Annotated in this window: 18 protein-coding genes and 1 other RNA gene; 4 read left to right on the forward strand and 15 right to left on the reverse strand. The window is 56.9% G+C overall.

All coding sequences use genetic code 11. From position 1 onward, the window contains the following. Window positions 1-440: 440 nt before the first annotated feature. The 14 genes from FGE05_RS21730 to FGE05_RS21800 all read right to left on the reverse strand — a co-directional run bounded on the left by FGE05_RS21730 (window position 441) and on the right by FGE05_RS21800 (window position 16147). Window positions 441-1043: a hypothetical protein gene (locus tag FGE05_RS21730; protein WP_139648158.1), complete on the reverse strand. Its 603-nt coding sequence runs from the start codon at window positions 1041-1043 to the stop codon at window positions 441-443. An 8-nt stretch (window positions 1044-1051) separates the two neighbouring features. Beyond that, entirely contained in the window at window positions 1052-1429 is a 378-nt protein-coding gene (locus tag FGE05_RS21735; protein ID WP_306669526.1) for a mCpol domain-containing protein, read from the reverse strand. Between the two features lie 88 nt (window positions 1430-1517). Continuing rightward, a complete protein-coding gene (locus tag FGE05_RS21740; protein ID WP_139648162.1) occupies window positions 1518-2477 on the reverse strand; it encodes a patatin-like phospholipase family protein in 960 nt (319 codons plus the stop codon). A gap of 30 nt (window positions 2478-2507) precedes the next feature. Beyond that, entirely contained in the window at window positions 2508-3638 is a 1131-nt protein-coding gene (locus FGE05_RS21745; RefSeq protein WP_139648164.1) for a hypothetical protein, read from the reverse strand. 299 nt (window positions 3639-3937) lie between these two features. After that, entirely contained in the window at window positions 3938-4258 is a 321-nt protein-coding gene (locus FGE05_RS30165; RefSeq protein ID WP_139648166.1) for a hypothetical protein, read from the reverse strand. Continuing rightward, a complete protein-coding gene (locus FGE05_RS21755) occupies window positions 4255-5235 on the reverse strand; it encodes an integrase domain-containing protein (protein WP_139648167.1) in 981 nt (326 codons plus the stop codon). Before FGE05_RS21755 ends, FGE05_RS30165 begins: the two co-directional genes overlap by 4 nt. A 951-nt stretch (window positions 5236-6186) precedes the next feature. Next, window positions 6187-7443, reverse strand: a complete 1257-nt coding sequence (locus FGE05_RS21765; protein ID WP_139648169.1) for an integrase domain-containing protein — start codon at window positions 7441-7443, stop codon at window positions 6187-6189. A 187-nt stretch (window positions 7444-7630) separates the two neighbouring features. Next, window positions 7631-8024, reverse strand: a transfer-messenger RNA (tmRNA) gene (gene ssrA, locus FGE05_RS21770). A gap of 95 nt (window positions 8025-8119) precedes the next feature. Then, window positions 8120-8398, reverse strand: coding sequence for a hypothetical protein (locus tag FGE05_RS21775; protein WP_139648171.1), 279 nt, complete (start codon window positions 8396-8398; stop codon window positions 8120-8122). Between the two features lie 95 nt (window positions 8399-8493). Then, entirely contained in the window at window positions 8494-11361 is a 2868-nt protein-coding gene (locus FGE05_RS21780; protein WP_139648173.1) for an FAD-binding and (Fe-S)-binding domain-containing protein, read from the reverse strand. After that, window positions 11358-12029: a lactate utilization protein C gene (locus FGE05_RS21785; protein ID WP_139648175.1), complete on the reverse strand. Its 672-nt coding sequence runs from the start codon at window positions 12027-12029 to the stop codon at window positions 11358-11360. Before FGE05_RS21785 ends, FGE05_RS21780 begins: the two co-directional genes overlap by 4 nt. Next, window positions 12026-13483 (reverse strand): LutB/LldF family L-lactate oxidation iron-sulfur protein, encoded by a 1458-nt coding sequence (locus FGE05_RS21790; RefSeq protein WP_139648177.1) that lies wholly within the window; start codon window positions 13481-13483, stop codon window positions 12026-12028. Before FGE05_RS21790 ends, FGE05_RS21785 begins: the two co-directional genes overlap by 4 nt. Further along, window positions 13480-14304 carry a (Fe-S)-binding protein gene (locus FGE05_RS21795; protein ID WP_139648179.1) on the reverse strand — a complete coding sequence of 275 codons (825 nt, stop codon included), beginning with the start codon at window positions 14302-14304 and terminating at the stop codon, window positions 13480-13482. Before FGE05_RS21795 ends, FGE05_RS21790 begins: the two co-directional genes overlap by 4 nt. Before the next feature lie 148 nt (window positions 14305-14452). Beyond that, a complete protein-coding gene (locus FGE05_RS21800; protein WP_139648181.1) occupies window positions 14453-16147 on the reverse strand; it encodes a lactate permease LctP family transporter in 1695 nt (564 codons plus the stop codon). A 263-nt stretch (window positions 16148-16410) separates the two neighbouring features. Between FGE05_RS21800 and FGE05_RS21805 the strand changes: the two genes are divergently transcribed. Further along, window positions 16411-17178 (forward strand): FCD domain-containing protein, encoded by a 768-nt coding sequence (locus FGE05_RS21805; protein ID WP_139648183.1) that lies wholly within the window; start codon window positions 16411-16413, stop codon window positions 17176-17178. 127 nt (window positions 17179-17305) lie between these two features. Here the strand turns inward: FGE05_RS21805 and smpB are convergent, their stop codons facing one another. Beyond that, complete coding sequence (gene smpB / locus FGE05_RS21810) at window positions 17306-17788, reverse strand: SsrA-binding protein SmpB (RefSeq protein WP_024779966.1); 483 nt, start codon at window positions 17786-17788, stop codon at window positions 17306-17308. Window positions 17789-17906: 118 nt separating this feature from the next. Here smpB and FGE05_RS21815 point away from each other — a divergent pair, with 118 nt between their 5' ends. Genes FGE05_RS21815 through FGE05_RS21825 form a run of 3 tightly spaced genes read left to right on the forward strand, consistent with a single transcriptional unit; the run spans window position 17907 to window position 20060 of the window. Beyond that, window positions 17907-19310: a sodium-dependent transporter gene (locus tag FGE05_RS21815; protein WP_139648184.1), complete on the forward strand. Its 1404-nt coding sequence runs from the start codon at window positions 17907-17909 to the stop codon at window positions 19308-19310. A 7-nt stretch (window positions 19311-19317) separates the two neighbouring features. Next, a complete protein-coding gene (locus FGE05_RS21820) occupies window positions 19318-19761 on the forward strand; it encodes a type II toxin-antitoxin system RatA family toxin (protein ID WP_139648187.1) in 444 nt (147 codons plus the stop codon). Further along, window positions 19758-20060, forward strand: a complete 303-nt coding sequence (locus tag FGE05_RS21825; protein ID WP_139648189.1) for an RnfH family protein — start codon at window positions 19758-19760, stop codon at window positions 20058-20060. Before FGE05_RS21820 ends, FGE05_RS21825 begins: the two co-directional genes overlap by 4 nt. Window positions 20061-20069 lie beyond the last annotated feature (9 nt).

Raw genomic sequence — 20069 nt, forward strand, 5'->3', positions numbered from 1 at the left:
GCTGTCGGAGGCTTCTGACTAGAACCAGTCATCCACGAACGTCCGCCAACCCATTGCTGCCATTCGTGGAAGACAGCTATCGGCCACAACTCGCCATCGATGTCCGAGGGCGACGATCTACTAATAGCCTCAATCGTTCTTACAACACCACTCTCGATGAGCGCGGACTGCATCCGTGAATCCCTTGTTCTATTGGTTTTGTCTCGTGATGTTGCCCAGGTCAACAGGAGTGGGATCAAGGTTCTGCCTTTGGTTGGACTACCCCGCCCCTGTAGACATCTCCAGCCTATGCGATAACCTCACACCAAGTTATCACTACCAGAGCAAAGCAAGCATCGAAAAGGCAGTCATCACGCAACTTCCAAATACTTTCTTGACGAAATAGCACTATTCATTCTGACTCAACCGCCCCAACCATAAAAACAAACAAATCTTCAGAATCAATAATAAGAAACATCAGCATCAATACTTGTGGACACACGCTTAATGGATATCCTACCGACTGACTTCCGATCAGTATAATATCTGCCCGAAAGAATAAGCGCTGAGCCGCCTTCAATAACATCAAAAATTGTCGAGCCAACATAATCCCCCCAAGATGGATTCCTGGGTGTAGAGCGATAGACGTAGTAAAGTTTCTTTTTGTTAAGCTCTATCGTAGGTGTTGTTTCAAGCGTCACTGACTTCACTGTCTCGCCATGCATATCTATTTCAGTAACCAAAAGAGCTTGCCTTATAACTGCCCTAACCTCAAAGGTCTTCTGGTCCTCTGTAGTAATTTGCCCCACCCATACCCCATTCAAATCAGGATAAAGTCCTTTCTTAAAAAATCTTGCTATAAACCAAATTTTTCGAGAGATAAAGGGCGACAACAAAACAAACATCACAACTGTAGATGCCGCAGTGGCAATTGATGCAAGTTTAAATATACTTATATTAGTACCGGTAAGCCTTTGCGCAAAAACATACGCCACGACTGAAATTAAAATTGAAATCAAAACAACCGACCTCAAAAGCAAATCAAATCTGACAACCCTGAACATATAACGCCCTATTTAAATCCATCAAGCTTTGATAGCTGATTCTTTCCATTGCTTTTTGATTTCATCAAAGCAATGTAGGCCTCCATCAAACTAGATCCAACACCTGCTGAAAAGGTGATATCGCTTGTAGAACATGAATTTAAACGAAGAAACATCTCTTCAAAATTGCAATGAGCGTTTGTTTTTGCAACTACGCCATCTGCAGCCCTGAAAATCACATGAAATCCTTCCGACTCTAATAGGCTTGCAATTTTCAAGGTGGACTCCTCAAGCTGCTTGCTAATCAACCTTAACCTACCCTCATCATTACTCAGGTAGCAGGATGTTATTCTGACCCCAATATCATCACCATCAATAGATATGTATTTCAAGATTATAGCTCGCAATGAGGTTCAGTTATCGATCATGCCTTAGCTCTCACGTTTATTAGTGAAGCTATGGAAATTATAATTCTCCGGAAGCCGCCAAGCCTGATCAGCACCCTTGAGAGTTCAGCAAATAAGATCTAAGCGTTTTCTCACGCTGCCCAAAAGAGTCTCGACCACGCTGAAAGAGTATATCCAGCTTATCTAAATTATGCTCCAATAAGTCAGTGGCCATATGCGGTTCAGTGAATGAATCGCTAATTCTTATTGTCTCAATATCATCAAAAAGTATGCTCCTTAGCTGATCCATAGACTGCGTATTAATCTCCAGCGTTTTCTGAAGCAAGCGGACACTAATCAGGCGACTTATTAGCCTTTCAATAATAGATCCCCTAGGCTTCGGATAAAAGCCGACGCCAATACTTACAACTCGAATATCAGCTTTTGGTTTATTCAGACTTTTAACCGCATCTGCGATAGCATACAATGTGGGATTGTTAGCGCAAAACCCACCATCGATCAATTCAACTTTTTCACCGAGGCTTGTGCAGACGGTCGTAGGTTCAAAAAATGGAAAGGCCGAACAAGATGCCCTAATTGCATCTTTCATCGGAACACCAAAACCAGGAACAAAACTTCCCTGCCTCCCGTGAGCCTGCTTTGGATCGCTTTTAAAAATCATAGGCCGCTCCTGAACCCAGCGAGAAGCAACAACCCCAAGTCCGGTTTTGACGTCATCAAATGTGGTCTGCCCAAATACCTCTTCAGCCAATTTTGAAAGTGACGCAGTTCGTCCAGACCGCGAGTTATGCTTCATTACCTTAGGAACATGCTCGCGATACAACTTCAAAATGTCGTCAACCTCATACCCTATGGCAATCAATGACGCAATAATCGATCCTGTGCTTGTACCAAACACCAAATCAAATGTCTGATGAAGCTTCTCTCCCGTTAGGGATTCGATTTCCTTAAGTACCCCAAGCGTATAAAAACCTTTTGCACCTCCTCCGTCTAGCGAGAGAATCCTGAAGGGGGGCACTGAATTATTCTGCGACTCATCTTTAACCATAGAGAAAATCCCGGCCCAGTAGTGCTTAGTTCACTGATCAAACACTGTATCGGCGACGATACGGCGCTCAAGGATTCCAGTATCAATATTGCTATTCCAAGGCTCAATCTCCTTGGCGATAGAAAATGAAAGCTCTCTAACTTCGTCTCTTATCAAGATCAAAGCTGGTAATCGTTCTGGAGCATCGAAGATCTTCCGGGTGCCATTCGGCACGCTAAGCGAGTTGCGATACTCAGGAGCACCGATCAGAAATGTGAAGAACGCTTCAATTCTAAGAACCAATGCAACACGCTGATAAACCGGGACATCAAGGTTGTCCCCCATATGGTATGCTAATGCCGTCAGGTCATAGCTAGACAAACCTTTTGCGACTTTTTTATCGGTTTCATCCATGTCCGAAACGAGAGTTTTCAGCAGTCTGATTACGCACTTGACGTTCCCTGAATATCGAGAATCCTTAAGATTGACCTCTTCAATGTGCTTAAATGGAAAGTTTGTAATAAACGCATCATCAGACTTGCTGTAAATTTTTATTCCTCGGTCACTTTGATCTCTAGTACGCTGATAATCAATACTGTCAAACCAGACAGCAGGAACAATATCTACTGGAACGCGAAGGCTTCCCCCGTCCATGGCTATGGACTTGTCATTACCAATGACATTTACAGCCGGGAAGTTCTCAGAAAGAATTGACTCAGACTTGTTACGAATATCTTTTACTATCTGCAAAAGAGGTCGAGAGTCACTAGCTGCAACGTAAGCACTGGAGCTTACATGAGGGCGTTCTACAAATAGAGTATCGCGCTCAATGATAAGCATATCTACGTCAGAAGCTCCTTTAATATGTATATTTAACGCAACCGACCCTTGCAATACACTAGTAACGTTCTCATTCTGTGCCTCCAGAGACTTGATTAGACTATTTGCAACTCTTTGCCCCTCAGACTTTGAAATTTCGGTCCCCCGCTTAGAGACAGGGGCCATAGCGCCTACCACGTATTTGATGCCACTCGACTCCTTCAGAGCATCATAACTTTCAAAGGATTCATTGAGCGACTTTGAAAGCGACCAATTTACTGAGTCAAGAGCAACTCCAGTACTCGCTATGTCAGTGAAAGCACGGCGCTGCCTTAGTGAATTGAGCCTACGATTAAAATCCATTTATTCCCCCAGCGATTAGCAGCTTTTTATATGAACTACTTGAGCGACCGTTTCAGACGTCCTAGTTTCACAAGAAAAGAATGTAGATGCCGAAGTAGGCTAAGATTCACTCGCCTTCCATGAGATTTTGGCAGTTCGTAATTCATTCCTTGCAAGCCGGCGCCGTCTAAGCGCTTCCGATCAATCCATGTCTCAGAATCGCACGATGCATGCATCTGGGCAATACGCCATCATGCCGATGAACGTCATTGGGCGAGTCCAGTGCTCCAGGCCGGCTTCCTAGCATCTGCCAACGGCAGCTAGAGTCGGTTGCTTCCAATGATGATTGTCGATCCAGATTTCAACGTGACGGTGAATACCCATGGTTTTTCTAATCGACGAGAAAGCAGGCGAATAGTCAGCAAATAGTAGTACCGCGCCGCCTCACTACGTCTAGCTAGACGATGCTCTAGAAACCAAGCCAAATGCTTCCGCTGCCAAGTCCAGGGCGTCTCTCGCTGCCAGCGTTGTGCAATTTCAGCTTGGATGAGCTTTGCCTGGCGCAAATGGCGTTGCCGCGTTGCGTGCGATCCCGTTAGCACCGCAGCCAAGAACAGCTCCATATCAAAGGGCCTACTCATTTCCGCCCTCCAACGTAGGCAGCGATCACATCAGTTCTACCGTGCCCCAGCTCATAGCTGATTTGCCTCCGGGCGTCACGATCAAGGTGCCTATTTACTTGGCAACATTGGCCGCGGTTGATAGGCGCGCGGTGTTGGGTGATTTGCTCATAGCGCTCACACGCATACGCCGCTCGTAGCTCATGGAAGCCTTTGAGGTTGTGTGCATGCAGGATGTCCCGCGCAGGACGTATAATTTTTTGCAGAAAAATCAGGTAACTTTCGTGGCGCGCAATCAGGTTGCGGCTACCCGCAGGCGACACCTGCCGTGCAAACCCAAGTGCACCACGAACCTGGTCATCCACCGTAATCCAACGGGGAGCCGATGCGCCAGCACGGCCGCCTTTGGTGCCATCCTGAATGTTAATCCTGCCTTGGTCGTTAGCCTCACGGCTTAGCCGTGGCAGGTCAGCCAAGATGGCCTCACGCAAGCGCATGCCGGTGGCTCGCGCCAACAGAACGATCGCAGCGGCTCGTAACTGATGACGGCTGCAAAGCGCATCGACGGTCTGTTTAACCTGTTCGCGGTCTTGGCCCTGCGGTACCGATTGTCGAACTCCGGTGCGCTGCATGCCCAACGCCTTGCTCGGACTAGGCAATTTCACGTACTGATCACCGCGAAGCGCCGCCATGGTCCTGTTAACACTGGATAGCCGGTTTTGTGCGGTGCTGACGGCGAGCTCGCCGCGTCCAACCATGTCGCGCAGATACCCCGCATAGTCGGCCAACACCTTCCGATCAATCTGCCGCGCATCATTGATACCGGGTCCCTGTTCGGAGCGGCACCACTTCACGAATGCCAGCCACCGGTCACAGTGCGCTTTGACCGTGCCGTAATGGCCATCGCCGAACATGTCTTTCAGCGCCTGCGGTCCCGCGTAGCTCAGTTGCCTGCCGTAGCCGAAATTGCGGCCATCGCGTTTACCCACCAATGCCATGCCGCTCACCTCATCGTTCGCTCTCCGATCCTCGCCCCACGTCATCCCGCCTAGAATGCTGAGTGTTATCAGGGATCAAGGCCCCTGCGGCCTGTGGGGATGTCCTCTAACGCGGGACTGTCGGCTCCTTACGACCGGGAGCAAGGGCATCTCATGATCTGGCCTCCTGAGCACCGATACCGGTGGGCGGGTGGGGGCTGCACTGGCTGACGAGACCAGCGCCTGAAGATCCTGAGCTGGGTGAACGCAGCGATGCGATGACCGGGGCATACCTGACTGTCAGTCAGGTGCAGTCCGTTCCCTGGTCTGCGGCACCATCATCTACAGCGCTGTTGCTGGTGACACCGGCGTTTGTCACGCCGATTGTCACGATAGGAGTTGCCGCAAAGCCAAGAGCGATGAGGGCTGCAGCAGTGGTAGAAGCGCCCGTCTCTTTCCAGGAGAAAGAGACGGGCGCAGGTTGGCGCAAGATTCGGCCAAGCGGATAGGTTGCTGCAGGGCAGCGAAGTAGGAGGTGTTATCTGGCGCACGAGGGCCATGATCTGAAGTAGGCATCCATCACCGGGGAGGTGACCGGGCGAGCTGCCGGATGCGAGTCGCCATTTGGGGGGAGAACCACCGCGAGAGCGGCGTGACCTTCAAGGTTCGGGCCACCTGGGTTGCTGTCATCGACAGCGTTTGCACGGCCAGTTCTACGCCTGTGGATAAACCCGGTCAAGGTTTGAAATTCAGCGCCAATGTGGGCTTGAAGAACGGTTATCCACCGGTGGAGTTCCGTGGTAAATCCTGGACAACGTGGTCGCTTTTAGCTCTTCAAAGTAAGGTCCATCCAAACAGGGCGGCTTTGCAGCCCTGTTTGGATGGACCCGCGCTGAGAAGCGGATAAGCGAGGCTGCTTGCCCCGAATCTTGAACGTTCAGTTGTTGCTGCAATTCTTGCAGCTGCACAGCGCTAGCGAATCGGCACCACGTTCTTGTCTCTGACTTGGCCGTATGCTGAGGCAAGCAGGCTGCCGGTGGCGGCTTTCTGGATGTAATCACTCCACCAGGCCATCATCGGTCGCCTGCGTTCGATGTAGTCGGCTCGGTTGTAGGCGCTTCGCACCTCATCCTTGTCGACGTGCGCCAGTGCCACTTCGATGAGCTCCGGGTCCCACCCATGTTCATTCAAGATGGTACTAGCCATCGAGCGCATGCCGTGGCTGACCAAGCGATCTTGGAAGCCCATGCGCTTCAACGCCATGTTGGCCGTTTGGCTATTGGCGTGGGTGCGCGGATTTCTGTCTGCCGGGAACACGTATTCGCGATGGCCGCTGTGGGTCTTCAATGACTCCAACAGTGCGACAGCGTGATCACTCAACGGGATGCTGTGCGGGCGGCGCTTCTTCATTCGCTCTGCTGGGATGGTCCAAACACGCCTTTCAAAGTCGATGTCTGCCCAGCGAGTAGTTGCCGCCTCGGCGGGGCGAGTCATCGTGTGCAACTGCCATTCGATCAGGCAGCGGGTCGTGCGTTTGATACTGGCGTTCGCGATCTCCAGCATGAGCTCGGGGAGTTCTTCGGGTGGCAGCGCAGCCATGTTCTCTTTCTTGGGCTTCTTGAATACTGCCCTGATGCCGCTGAGCGGGTTGGCGAAGATCAGGCCGGAGTTCACGCCGTAGGTCATGATCTCGTTAAGCCGTTGGCTAAGCCGCTTCACCGTCTCCAGGCTGCCTTTCGCTTCAATTGGACGAAGCAATGCGATCACCATCGGCGCGGTGATTTTTACGAGTGGTGTCGTCCTCAAGTCGGGGAACACGTGCAGTGTGAGCGACCGCCAGATGTCCTCGGCGTAGGCCGGGGTGACCGAGTCTTTCTTGAGCTCGAACCAGGCGGTGGCCACGTTCTCGAAGGTGTATTCCGTTTCTGCGCGCTTGGCTTCATTCAACGTATTGCGCTGCACCTTCGGATCGATGCCTTGGGCGAGCAGCTCGCGCGCTTCGACTGCCTTCTTTCGTGCGTTCGCCAGTGACAGTTCGGGGTAGGTCCCGAAGCCGATGTTGATGCGCTTCTTGGTCACCGGTTCGCGGTAGTTGAAATTCCACAGCAACGAGCCGTTGCTGCGTACTCGGAGCTGCAAACCGTCACCGTCAGTGAGGACGTAATCCTTGGACGCGGGTTTGACTCCCTTGAGCTGTCGATCGGAGAGGCGGAGGTTTTGAGCAGGCATGAGATTGTCCTCAGGCACTGATTCGGTATTCCAAAGATTAGCACCAGGTGAGCTGGAATACCGTCTGGAATACCCGAATGGCTGGAACTCAAAAACTCTCAAAAGACCGCAAAAGCGCTGGAAGCCGCGTATTTACTGGATCGCAGGCACAAAAAAAGACGTCCGTGGACGTCTTTTTTTGATCATTTGGTGGAGCCGGGGGGATTTGAACCCCCGTCCGCCAGTACTCCGCTGTCGGTACTACATGCGTAGCCGTGTCTATTAAGTTAACCCTCAGCGACCCGACGGGCAGGGTGCTTTGGGCGAGTTGTGTAAGTTTTAGCCGCTTCGTCCACAACGTACTGCACGGCGATTCTGTTCTATATGACAATCACTTTGGGTTTACAGACATCCCCTGATGATTGCTGGACCCGAAGGTACCAGAAGGGAAGGGCTAAGGCTGCTTACGCAGCGAGAGCGTATTCCCCGTAGGTTTCGTCATTGGCAACTATAGGAAGTTGCAACAGTGGATTTACGAGTTCTGTTACCAACTCGGCATGCACCTAAAGTTTCGCAACCGGCGTCGAATCCTAAACGGCCCCGAACCTGTCACTCGGTGAAGCTGTTGGAGCGACAGGCATGTGCAGTGTACGCCAATACGTGGCTGAGGCCAACCCGGAGGTTGGCCTGGCTGTGATTACTGCTTCGGTTCGTTACGAAGTTTATCCACGTCAGACAGCGCTTGGGTGGCTTCGGTGACGCATTTCTTTTCATCACCGGCAGTCTGGGCCGTTTTGGCGTTCGCTAGCTGCTGCTTGATGTCTACGGCGGTGCTTTCAGAGGTTGCCGGCAACGTGGTGACTTTATCCTGCAGCTCCTGAAGCTTGGTGGTGCACAGGTCGTTATCCGCTGCAAACACCGGAGAGGCCAACAGTGCAGCGGAAATGAACAAGCCAGCAAATGCGGTGTGCTTCATGTGTATCTCCTTGAACGTGTGGTCTCGGTGCTGCCGGTCACGGACAGGCCGAGTCGTTGTCGTAGGGCCCGACAGAGCCGGGCCTATTCAAGTGACTACAGCGAAGCGCAGGAATTCGATTTTTCGTCGGGCCCTGTAGAAAGCCCTCCACCGCTGGCGGGTTTGGCCTGGGTGACGCGGTCTACCAGGTACACCAGACCGTGGTAGTCGATTGCGCCATGTTGTGTCAGACCAATCTCACAGGTGCGGCTGGTGGAGATACCCTCGGTGCAGTATTGAACCGCGTCCTTGAGGGTGCGCAGCGAGTGGGCGTTGAGTTCAGGCATGGTAAAGCCCTTGTCGCCGGCGAAACCGCAGCAATGAATGCCTTCGGGAATGACCACGTGCTTGCTGCACTTGCGCACCAGATCGATCAGCGCCTGACTTTCGCCGAGGTGCTGGGTGCTGCACGTGACATGCACTGCAATCGGCTCATCCTGAGGGCTGAATGCCAGGCGCTCCATCAGATGCGTGCGAATGAAACGCACGGGGTCGTACAGGTCCAGGCGCGCTTCGCCGAGATCCTGAACTAGCCGCAACGTACACGGGCTGGTGTCGCAGTAGATGGGGTCGAGGCCGCCGCGACTGGCATGCAGTAGGGCACCGATCAGTTCCTGGCGTTTGTGCTCGGCTTGTTCGGCATAACCTTTTGAGGCGAAAGGTTGGCCGCAGCAAAGGCTGTCGACGTTGTCGGGAAAGACGACCTGGTAACCGGCTTTTTCCAGCAGCTGTCGGGTTTTTTCGTACAGCGAAACCTGCTCTTTATCTCCCGCCGCAGGGCCCATGACCCGCGACACGCAGGCCGCCAGGTACACCACTCTCGGGCGTTGATCCGACACGGTCGGGCTGAAGCGGATGGGGTTTTCCGGCTGTGGCATGGCGGGGGTCCATTGCGGCACCTGGCCCTTGGACAAACGGTGCAGCCCGGTTGACCAGCGTGCCAGTCGCGGTGCCCCCAGCAGCATGCGCGCGCCGTTGGCAACGTGCAGGGTAAAGCGCGCTCCTTGCAGGGCCAGGGCGAAGTTGCTCGCGAGCCAGTCGGCGGTTTTCGTACGCGTTGCGGTACGGCCGCGGAGCTTTTTCACCAGGTCGCCGGTATTGATGCCTACCGGGCAGCGTTGGGCGCACAGCCCGGTGGCGGCGCAGGTGTCGATGCCTTGATATTGATAGGCCGTTTCCAGCTCGGACGTGTCGACGCCCGCGCGCTTTTTCGCCTGGATGTCGCGCCAGATCACGATGCGCTGGCGCGGGCTCAAGGTCAGGTCCTTGGACGGGCACACCGGTTCGCAGAAACCGCATTCGATGCATTTGTCGACGATCTCGTCGGCGGCGGGCAGGGGTTTGAGGTGCTTGAGGTGGATCTGTGGGTCTTCGCTGAGCACCACATCCGGATTGAGGATGCCATTGGGATCGAGCAGGCGTTTGAGTTGCCACATCAATTGGTAGGCGTCACTGCCCCATTCCAGTTCGACGAAGGGCGCCATGTTGCGTCCGGTGCCGTGCTCGGCCTTCAGCGAGCCGCCGAATTCCACCGCGACCAACTGCGCCACGTCATCCATGAACGCCTGGTAGCGTGCGATTTCTTCAGGGTTGTTGAAGCCTTGGGTGAAGACAAAGTGCAGATTGCCTTCCAGTGCGTGTCCGAAAAGGATTGCTTCGTCGTAGTGATGTTTGTCGAACAGCTCGATCAGGCGGTTCACACCCGTCGCCAGCTGTTCTACCGGGAAGGTCACGTCTTCGATGATGACCGTGGTCCCGGTTTTGCGCACTGCGCCCACCGCCGGAAAGGTGTCCTTGCGGATGGCCCAGAGTCGGGCGTTTTCCTTCGGGTCCTCGGTGAAGTCGATCTGCTTTTCCACCGGGAAGCCGGCCAGGGAGGCCATGATCTGCGCCAGTTGTTCTTGCAGCAAAGACGAAGACGCGGCGCGGGATTCGATCAGCAGGGCGCAGGCATTTATCGACAGGTGTTGAACGAAATCCGGCATGCCTGGCTTGTCCTGAACCGAGCGCAGGCTGCGCCGGTCCAGCAGCTCTACGGCCGATACCGGCTGGCTTTTCAGCACGGTGACGGCGTTGCAGCAGGTTTCCACGTCCGGGAACACGATCAGCGCCGAGGCCTTGTTCGGATGGTCGATTACTGTGTTGTAGGTCACCGCGCTGATGAAACCGAGGGTGCCTTCGGACCCCACCAGCAAGTGGCTCAAGATATCCACAGGCTCGTCGAAATCCACCAGGGCGTTGAGTGACAGGCCGGTGGTATTTTTCAGACGGTATTTGTGGCGAATTCTGGCGGCCAGTTCGGTATTGGCGCGGGTCTCGCGTCCGAGAGACGCCAGCCGCTCAAGCAGTTCGCCGTGACTGGCTCGGAACGCGGCCACGCTGGCATCGTCTTCGGTGTCGAGGCGGGTGCCATCGGCCAGTACCAGGCGGATGCCGGCCAGGGTGTGATAGGTGTTCTGCGCCGTGCCGCAGCACATGCCGCTGGCGTTGTTGGCGACGATGCCGCCGATCTTGCAGGCGTTGATCGACGCCGGATCAGGGCCGATCTTGCGTCCGAACGGTGCCAGCCAGGCATTGGCCTGGGCACCGATCACGCCCGGTTGCAAACGGATCTGTGTGCCCTGTTGGCGAATCTCGCGGCCGTTCCAGTTATCTCCCAGCACAATCAGCACCGAGTCGCTGATGGCTTGCCCCGACAGGCTGGTGCCGGCCGCGCGGAAGGTGACGGGAACGTGGTCGCGCTGGGCCAGTTTCAGCAGGGCGACCACTTCGTCTTCGCTTTCGACCCGTACCACCAGTTTCGGAATCAGCCGATAGAAACTGGCGTCGGTGCCGAAGGCCAGAGTCGACAGGGGATCGTCGAAACGGCGCTTATGTGGGATCAGTTGCTGTACGTCATTCAGGAAAGGGGCGGGAAGGCTCATTGGTCCTCCAGAATCAATACCACCAGATCCTTGGGACCGTGGGCGCCATAGGCGAGGACTTGTTCGATGTCGGCGGTTTTCGAGGGACCTGACACCAGCAGGGCGTTGGTGGGCATGCCTTGGGCCCATTCGAATTCCTGCTGCACTTCATAGAAGTTATCGCGGATCTCGCTGGCCTTGAGCAGGGCGAAATGTACTGGCGGTACGAGGCTCATCAGCCGCGGTTCTTCTCGCGTCGGCCACAGGATCAGGCTGCCGGTCGCGGCGATTGCACCCAAGGTTCCGGTCAGGCTGGCGGGGGTGTCGTTGAACAGTTCGGCTTTCCATTCCTCGACCGGCCGGTCGTAGGCCTTGAGAGGCGGTAGGTCCGGATTATTCGCCCAGAACTGTGTGATTTTTTTCCCATGAGTGGTGGTTGGGGCGATCAGCAGGCTCGGCAGCTGCCGGTCGCGCAGCAACTGCGCCAGCAGCGTCGTCCAGCCTTCGCCCGACGTCAGGTGGATTTCGGTGTGCACCGCTTCCATCAGCTTGCGCAACTGCGGGATGCGTTCTTCGGGCGCGTAGCGGTAGGTTTGCGTGACCAGATCGACGTCGAATTGGTCGGCAACCGGGGTGGTGCCGGTCAGGCTTTTACGCAGCTTGGCGAGGATATTGTCCCGAGCGCTCATCGGCGGTCTCCCTGGGCTTTCAGGTGGTCGCGGGCCAGGTCATGCAACGAGCGGGCGGCGGGTTTCGGGGCGCTGTGGTTCTGGGTCCAGGGGCCGACGTTGCTCGGCGTCAGGGCACGCAGGCGCGTGGCCAGAAAGCCGAACAGCCGATACAGCCGTGGCGAACTGTTGAGCCAGGCCCAGGCATTCCAGATGAAGCGTTCCTTGGGCGAATACTTGCTGCCCTGGCCACGCATCACTTGATTCGGACTGTCCGGTGCCTTGACGTTTTCTTCCCGCAGGCGCCGCAGCAGGGCGGGGATCGGGATCTTCACCGGGCACACTTCACCGCAGGCACCACACAGCGAGGAAGCGCTCGGGTGGTCCGGGACCTTGGCGAGGCCGACCATGTGCGGTGTGATGATTTTTCCGATAGGTCCCGGGTAAACCTCGCCGTAGGCGTGACCGCCAATTCGGGTGTAGACCGGGCAATGATTCATACAGGCGCCGCAGCGGATGCAGTTCAGGGTCTGGCGCAATTCGCTGTCGGCAAAGGCCTGGCTGCGACCGTTGTCCAGCAGCACCAGGTGCACTTCCTGGGGGCCGTCCAGTTCGTCGGCCTTGCGCGGGCCGGAGATCATGTTGACGTAGGTGGTGATCGGCTGGCCGAGGGCCGAGCGGGTCAGCAGCGAGAGCAGCGGCACCACATCGCGCAGGTTCTCCACCACTTTTTCGATGCCGGTCACGGCGATATGCACCGGTGGCACGGTGGTGGACATCCGCCCGTTACCTTCGTTTTCCACCAGCAGCAGGGTGCCGGTTTCGGCGACGGCGAAATTGACGCCCGACACGCCGATGTCGGCCTCGAAGAATTTCTGCCGCAAGACCTTACGACCGATCTGAATGAGTTGGTCGACGTCCTTGGTGTACTCCACGCCGAGTTTGTCGTGGAACAAGGACGCGACCTGACCGGCATTCTTGTGGATCGCCGGCATAATGATGTGTGAAGGCTTCTCGTGGTCGAGCTGGACGATGTATTCCCCCATGTCGGATTCGAGACATTCAATGTCCCGAGCCTCGAGGAAATGGTTCATCTCCATCTCTTCGCTGACCATCGATTTGCCCTTGATCACTTGCCGCGCCTCGTGAGCGCGGATGATCGAGAGGACGATGCCGTTGGCCTCGTCCACCGTTTCCGCCCAGTGCACAGTCACACCGTTGCGGGTCAGGTTGCTTTCAAGCCGCTCGAGAAGGTCGGGCAGCTTCGATAACGCACGGGCGCGGACGGCATTGCCCAGCACCCGCAGGTGTTCTCTTTCGTGGGCATCGCTGAAGGACGTTGCCCGCTTGGTCATCAGTGAATCCATCGCAGTGCGAAAGTTGTTTCGCAATTGCGTGTCGCCCAGGGCCTTGTGGGCCCGGGCACGAAAATCGTCCTGCAGTTCAACGGTCGGAATCAGCGTCGGCGTGCTCATGCGACACCTCCGGTACGCTGCCAGAGGAAGCTCGCCAGGTGCTGGCCGCGCAACGCCGCCTGCTGTTTTTCCAGTGCGCCGTTGATATTCATCAGGCAGCCGCAGTCGGCACTGATGACCTTGTGCGCGCCGGATTCCTTCAACGCCCGGGTCTTGTCGGCCACCATCGCGCCGGAAATATCCGGCATGCGAACGCTGAATGTCCCACCAAAGCCGCAGCATTCGCTTTCGTGGCTGTGTTCGACCCGCTCCACATTGCGTAGCTGCGCCAACAGCGCGCGGCCGTGCAGGTGGGTATTCATTTCACGCCGTGCCGAGCAGGACGTGTGCAGCGCAATCTTCACCGGTGTGCCGCTGTCCTCGAGCTGCACCTTGCAGACGAACAGCAGGAACTCGGCCAGTTCGTAGGTCCGGGCAGCCAGGGCCTGGATCTGCTTGAGCGTTTCGGGCTCGTCCTTGAACAGGTCGGCGTAATGCTCGCGCATCATGCCGGCGCAGGAACCCGAGGGCACCACCACCGGATAGTCTTCGGCGAACAACGCCAGTTGCGCCTGCGCCACCGTCCGGGCCTGCTCGGTATAGCCCGAGGTGTACGCCGGTTGCCCGCAACAGGTTTGCCCTTGCGGATACTCCACCCGGATCCCTTCGCGCTCCAGAAGATGAATCGCGTCCATTCCGGCTTCGGGATAGAACAGGTCCACCACGCAGGTGCCGAACAGGTAGACCCGTTGCGGTTTTTCGCTGGGGTATTGCCGAGGCTCGGGCAGTGGCGGGGCGACACGGGTCGCGTTCGGCACGGCGTTGTAAAAAAGCTCGCTCATCAGGCGTGTCTCCGGGTGGTCCCGGTTATCCGTCCGCTGAGGCTGCTGAATATAGAGATCAAATCTTTCAGTAGCCTTGCAGACCCGGTTATCGATAGCGGACGCCGAAGGGTTCCGGCGTCGGTTTTTTCCATGCAGCTTGTAGGACTCAGTGCACCAGCATGCCGGTGAACCAGTAGGCCTGGGCCAACGTGATCAAGCCGACGATCGTTGCAAAGAATAGGCTGTGTTTCAGGGTAAAACGGAACAGGTCCGACTCTTTGCCCACCAGCCCGGTGGCTGCGCAGGCCACCGCGATCGATTGCGGCGAAATCATCTTGCCGGTCACGCCGCCACTGGTATTGGCCGCCACCAGCAGCGTGTCGTTGACACCGATCTGGTGTGCGGTGGTGGCTTGCAGCGAGCTGAACAGGGCGTTGGAGGAGGTATCGGAGCCGGTCAGGAACACCCCCAGCCAACCCAGGAAGGGCGAGAAGAACGGAAATGCCGCGCCCGTGCCGGCCAGCACCAGGGCCATGGTCGACGACATGCCCGAGTAGTTGGTGACGAAGGCGAAGGCCAGCACCATGCCGATCGACAGGATGGGCCAGCGCAGTTCGAAAAGGGTTTCCTTGAAAGTGGTAAGACCAGTTTTAGGGTTGATCTTCAGCACCAACATCGAGATCAGCGCTGAGAAGAAAATCGCCGTGCCGGTGGCAGAAATCGGATCAAGCTTGAACACGGCCGGAATGGCGGTGGGGTTGACCACGATGGGGGCGACCTTGATCACCATCTGATCCAAGTGCGGAATGGCGAAGTTGAATACCCAGGCGTACATCGAGCCGCCGGCGGCGAACATCGCCTTGAAGGGTTTCAAGGTCCAGATCGTGACCAGTACGGTAAGGATCAGGAACGGCGACCAGGCCTTGATGATTTCTCCCGGGCTGTAGGGCGAAGCCACGGTGCTGCGCGGTTGGCCGAAACCGCCGACGCTGGCGGTCACCGTTGTGCCGGAAGTGGCGCCGGCAATCTGCGCGCCTGCGCTGCGTTTGGGCTGCCAGACTTTCAGGAACAGCGTCAGCGAGATCAGGCTGGCGAGGGCCGAGGTGATGTCCGGCAGTTCCGGACCGATGAAGTTGGAGGTGAAGTACTGAGTGACGGCGAAGCTCAGGCCCGCCACCAATGCCGCCGGCCAGGTCTCCCGCACGCCGCGCAGGCCATCCATCATGAACACCAGCCAGAACGGCACGAACAGCGACAGTAATGGCAGCTGGCGTCCGGTCATGGCGCCGATCTTGACGGCGTCGATCCCGGTGACTTGGCCGGCCACGATAATCGGAATGCCCAGCGCGCCGAACGCCACGGGCGCGGTGTTGGCGATCAGGCACAGGCCGGCGGCATACAGCGGGTTGAAGCCCAGGCCCACCAGCAGCGCGGCAGTAATCGCCACCGGTGCACCGAAGCCGGCGGCGCCTTCCAGAAAGGCGCCGAAACAAAACCCAATCAACAGCACTTGCAGGCGCTGGTCATCGGTGATCGACAGCACCGAGCTGCGGATGACCTCGAACTGGCCGCTCTTGACCGTCAATTTGTAGAGGAAGACGGCGGCGACGATGATCCAGGCGATGGGCCACAGGCCATAGGCAAAACCGTAGCCGGCGGCGGCGAAGGCCATGTCGGCCGGCATGTTGAAGGCAAAGATCGCCACGGCAATCGCCAGGGCCAGGGTGATGCTTCCCGCCACATGCCCCTTGAGGCGAAACACCGCCAGGGCCAGGAAGAAAAATACGATGGGGATAACGGCCGCAAGTGCGGACAAGCCGAGACTGCCGAGCGGGCTGTAAAGCTGTTGCCAGGTTTGCATGGTGGGTGAGCCCCTAATTGTTGTTGGTCAGGCACTGGTCAGCGGTTTTGGTTAATTGGTAATACCAATTTACAAGCGCTGTCGGCTAGGGTAAAAGCCTTGGTTGTCATGTGTCAATTTGCCGCCCTGAAACTTTCGTCGAATAAGTGCGGCAGATCCCATCTGATCTGTTTGCCTAAATGGCTTCTGGTGGATGTAGGCAGGGCCCGGATGGGCCAGAATAGAGAGCCCGGCGAGCGGTCGGGATCGTGGAGAGTCGAGTTATGGGGTTTGATCAGATTCGTCAGCGCCGTTTGTCTGACGATATTGTCGAGCGGCTTGAAGGAATGATCCTTGAGGGCACGCTGAAGTCTGGTGAGCGGCTGCCGGCCGAACGGACCCTGGCCGAACAGTTCGGCGTTTCACGTCCCTCGCTGCGCGAGGCGATCCAGAAGCTGACGGCCAAAGGCTTGTTGGTCAGTCGTCAGGGCGGTGGTAACTATGTAGTGGAATCGTTGGGCTCGACGTTCAGCGATCCGCTGTTGCAGCTATTGGAAAGCAATCCCGAAGCGCAGCGTGACTTGTTGGAGTTCCGCCACACGCTGGAAGCATCCTGTGCCTATTACGCGGCGCTGCGGGCCACGGAAGTGGATCGCGAGCGGCTGACGGCGGCGTTCGATGAGTTGCAGGATTGCTATGCCCGCCACGATGAAGTGAGCCGGGCGGAAGAGGGCGCGGCGGATGCCCGGTTCCACCTGGCGATTGCCGAGGCCAGTCATAACGCGGTCCTGCTGCATACCATCCGTGGGCTGTTCGACCTGCTCAAGCGCAATGTGGTGACCAACATCGGTGGCATGTACAAGCAGCGCAGCGAAACCCGCGACATGCTGATCAGCCAGCATCGGGAGCTGTACCAGGCAATCATGGACGGACACGCCGAGCAGGCGCGGGAAGTGTCCAGCCGACATATCTTGTATGTGCAGGAAGTGTTGGAAGAGGTGCGTCAGGAAGTGCAGCGGGTGGCGCGGGCGGAGCGGCGCAAGGGGATGTAGCCAGCCAGGTTTCGGCAACCTGTGGGAGCGAGCCTGCTCGCGATAGCGGTGGGTCGGTCGACTTCGATGTCGACTGATCCACCGCTATCGCGAGCAGGCTCGCTCCCACATTGGATTGTGCGCGGGCTTACTCTTCCTTGCCCTTGTTGCGCACAGCACGCTGCAGTTCGCGACCGGCATCGCGCTCACGCTCGGTATCGCGCTTGTCGTATTCCTTCTTGCCCTTGCCCAGCGCAATTTCGCACTTGATCAAGTGCTTGCTCCAGTACAGCGAGGTGCAGACACAGGCGTAGCCCTTCTGCTGTACGGCAGCGAAGAGTTTTTCCAGCTCGCGCTTGTTGAGCAGCAGCTTGCGCGAGCGCACCGGGTCGGCAATCACGTGGGTACTGGCGGTGGTCAGTGGCGTGATATGGCTGCCCAGCAGCCAGGCTTCGCCATCCTTGAGCAGCACGTAGCTGTCGACCAGTTGCGCCTTGCCTGCACGCAGGCTCTTTACTTCCCAGCCGGCCAGGACCATGCCAGCCTCGAAACGCTGTTCGATGAAGTAATCGTGTCGCGCCTTTTTATTTTGCGCGATGGTCCCTGTGGGGTGTTTCTTCTGTTTAGCCATAGGGGCGGCATTATAGGCAGTTGCGTGCGTGTCGGCTACGGTGAAGCAGCATGCTTGAGCACGTTGAATGAATCCCGGACAATGCGGCCTCTTTTTTGAACGCTTGGGCGTGATCACGATGTCGACAGACAAGGTTTCTGTCCACGGCAGTTGGGCTAGCCGCTGGGTCTTCATACTCGCTGCGACCGGCTCGGCCGTGGGACTGGGTAGTATATGGAAATTCCCCTACATGGTCGGCGTCTACGGTGGCGGTGCCTTCGTATTGATGTTCCTGGCATGCATAGCACTCATCGGCGCGCCGGTGATGCTGGCCGAGACCTTGATCGGTCGCCGCGCCCGGCAAAGCCCGGCCAATGCCTTGAAGGTGCTGGCCGTGGAAGCGGGGCACTCGCCCAAGTGGTCGTGGGGAGCCTTCGCCGGGATGATCACGGCGCTGCTGATCCTGTCGTTCTACAGCGTGGTCGGCGGTTGGTCGCTGGATTACATCATCGACATGGGGCGCGGCGACTTTCAAGGCGTGGCACCCGATCAGGTGGGCGCCTACTTCGGCGGTGTCATCTCGGATCCCTGGAGATTGACGCTCTGGCACACCGTCTTCATGTTGCTTTCCGCCGTGGTGATCGCCAAGGGCGTGGTCGCGGGGCTCGAGCGCAGCCTGCGAATCATGATGCCGCTGCTGTTCGTGATGATCCTGGTGCTGCTGGGCTACAGCATGACCACCGGGCATTTCATGGAAGGCCTGCACTTCATGTTCGACTTCAAGCCGGAGAAAGTCCTGGACGGCCTGCTGCCAGCCATGGGGCATGCGTTCTTCTCCCTGAGCGTCGGGGTCGGCTCGATCATGATCTATGGCGCCTACATGCCGAAGAACGCCTCTCTCACCAGGACTGTCGTCGGTGTCGCGCTGCTGGATACCTTCGTGTCTCTGATGGCAGGTATGGCGTTGTTTCCAATTGTGTTCGCCGCCGGCCTGAACCCCAGTGAGGGCCCAGGCTTGATGTTTGTCAGCTTGCCCTTTGCCTTTGGCAACATGGCGTTCGGTCAGGTGATGGGCGTGATATTTTTCGTCCTGGTCGCCATCGCGGCCTGGAGCTCGGCGATTTCCCTGTTGGAGCCCATGGTGGCTTACCTGGTTGAGCGGACCCGGATCCGTCGCGCCTGGGTGACGTTCTGGCTGGCCTTCACCTGCTGGTTCGTGGGGCTGGGGACGGTGTTTTCCTTCAATATATGGAAGCAGGCGAAGTTTTTCGTGAACGAAGACGGTCTGTTCCGCCTCTACCAATGGGGAGCAACCGGAGGACTGGATTTCTTCGGCGTGATTGATTTCTTTACATCACGGATCATGCTGCCACTGGGTGGTTTGTGTTTCGTGGTATTTGCAGGGTGGATCATGGGGCGTGAAGCCGTACGCGATGAGTTGTCGCTGCGCAGCCCTGTATTGTTCGCCTTGAGTCTGTTCCTGATGCGCTACGTGGCGCCGATCGGCATCCTCGTGGTGTTTGCCGCCCAGCTGTGGAAGTGACGCTTACATGACGACACATATTCAACGCTCGGCCTTGCTGCCCTATCCGGCGCAGGTGCTGTACGACCTGGTCAACGATGTGGCGAGTTATCCGCAGTTCCTGCCCTGGTGCTCGTCCGCCGAGGTGCTCGAGAGCTCCGAGACCCATATGCGTGCCAGCCTGAGCGTCGCCAAGGGCGGGTTGAGCCAGCATTTCGTGACGCGCAATACCCTGGTGCCGGGTCAATCCATCGAAATGAACCTGGAAGAGGGGCCTTTCAATCAGCTCCACGGTGTTTGGGTGTTCAAGCCGCTGGGTGAGAAGGCCTGCAAGATCAGTCTGGATCTGTCGTTCGACTACGCAGGCCCGCTGGTTCGGGCCACGCTGGGGCCGTTGTTCAATCAGGCGGCCAATACCCTGGTCGACGCGTTCTGTCAGCGCGCCAAGCAACATGCAGAGCTCAAGCGTTGATTGAGATAGAAGTGGTCTATGCCGCTGTCCAGCGGCAGGTCTTGCGAAAATTTACGGTGCCGCAAGGCACCACGGTTCGCGCTGCACTGGCGGCCTCGGGCATTGCCGATGAGTTCCCGGAGCTCGACCTGGCCACTTGTCCGGTGGGGATTTTCAGCAAGGTGATTGCCGATCCGGAGCACCAGGTGGTCCAGGCGGATGATCGGCTTGAAATTTACCGGCCGTTGCTGGCGGACCCGAAGGAAATTCGTCGTCTGCGCGCGGCCAAGGCTGCCCAGGCACGTAAGCCGAATCCATAACAGGCCTGG

Origin of the sequence: Pseudomonas sp. ICMP22404, assembly GCF_006227205.1 — a bacterium.
In the GTDB taxonomy this organism is placed as follows: domain Bacteria; phylum Pseudomonadota; class Gammaproteobacteria; order Pseudomonadales; family Pseudomonadaceae; genus Aquipseudomonas.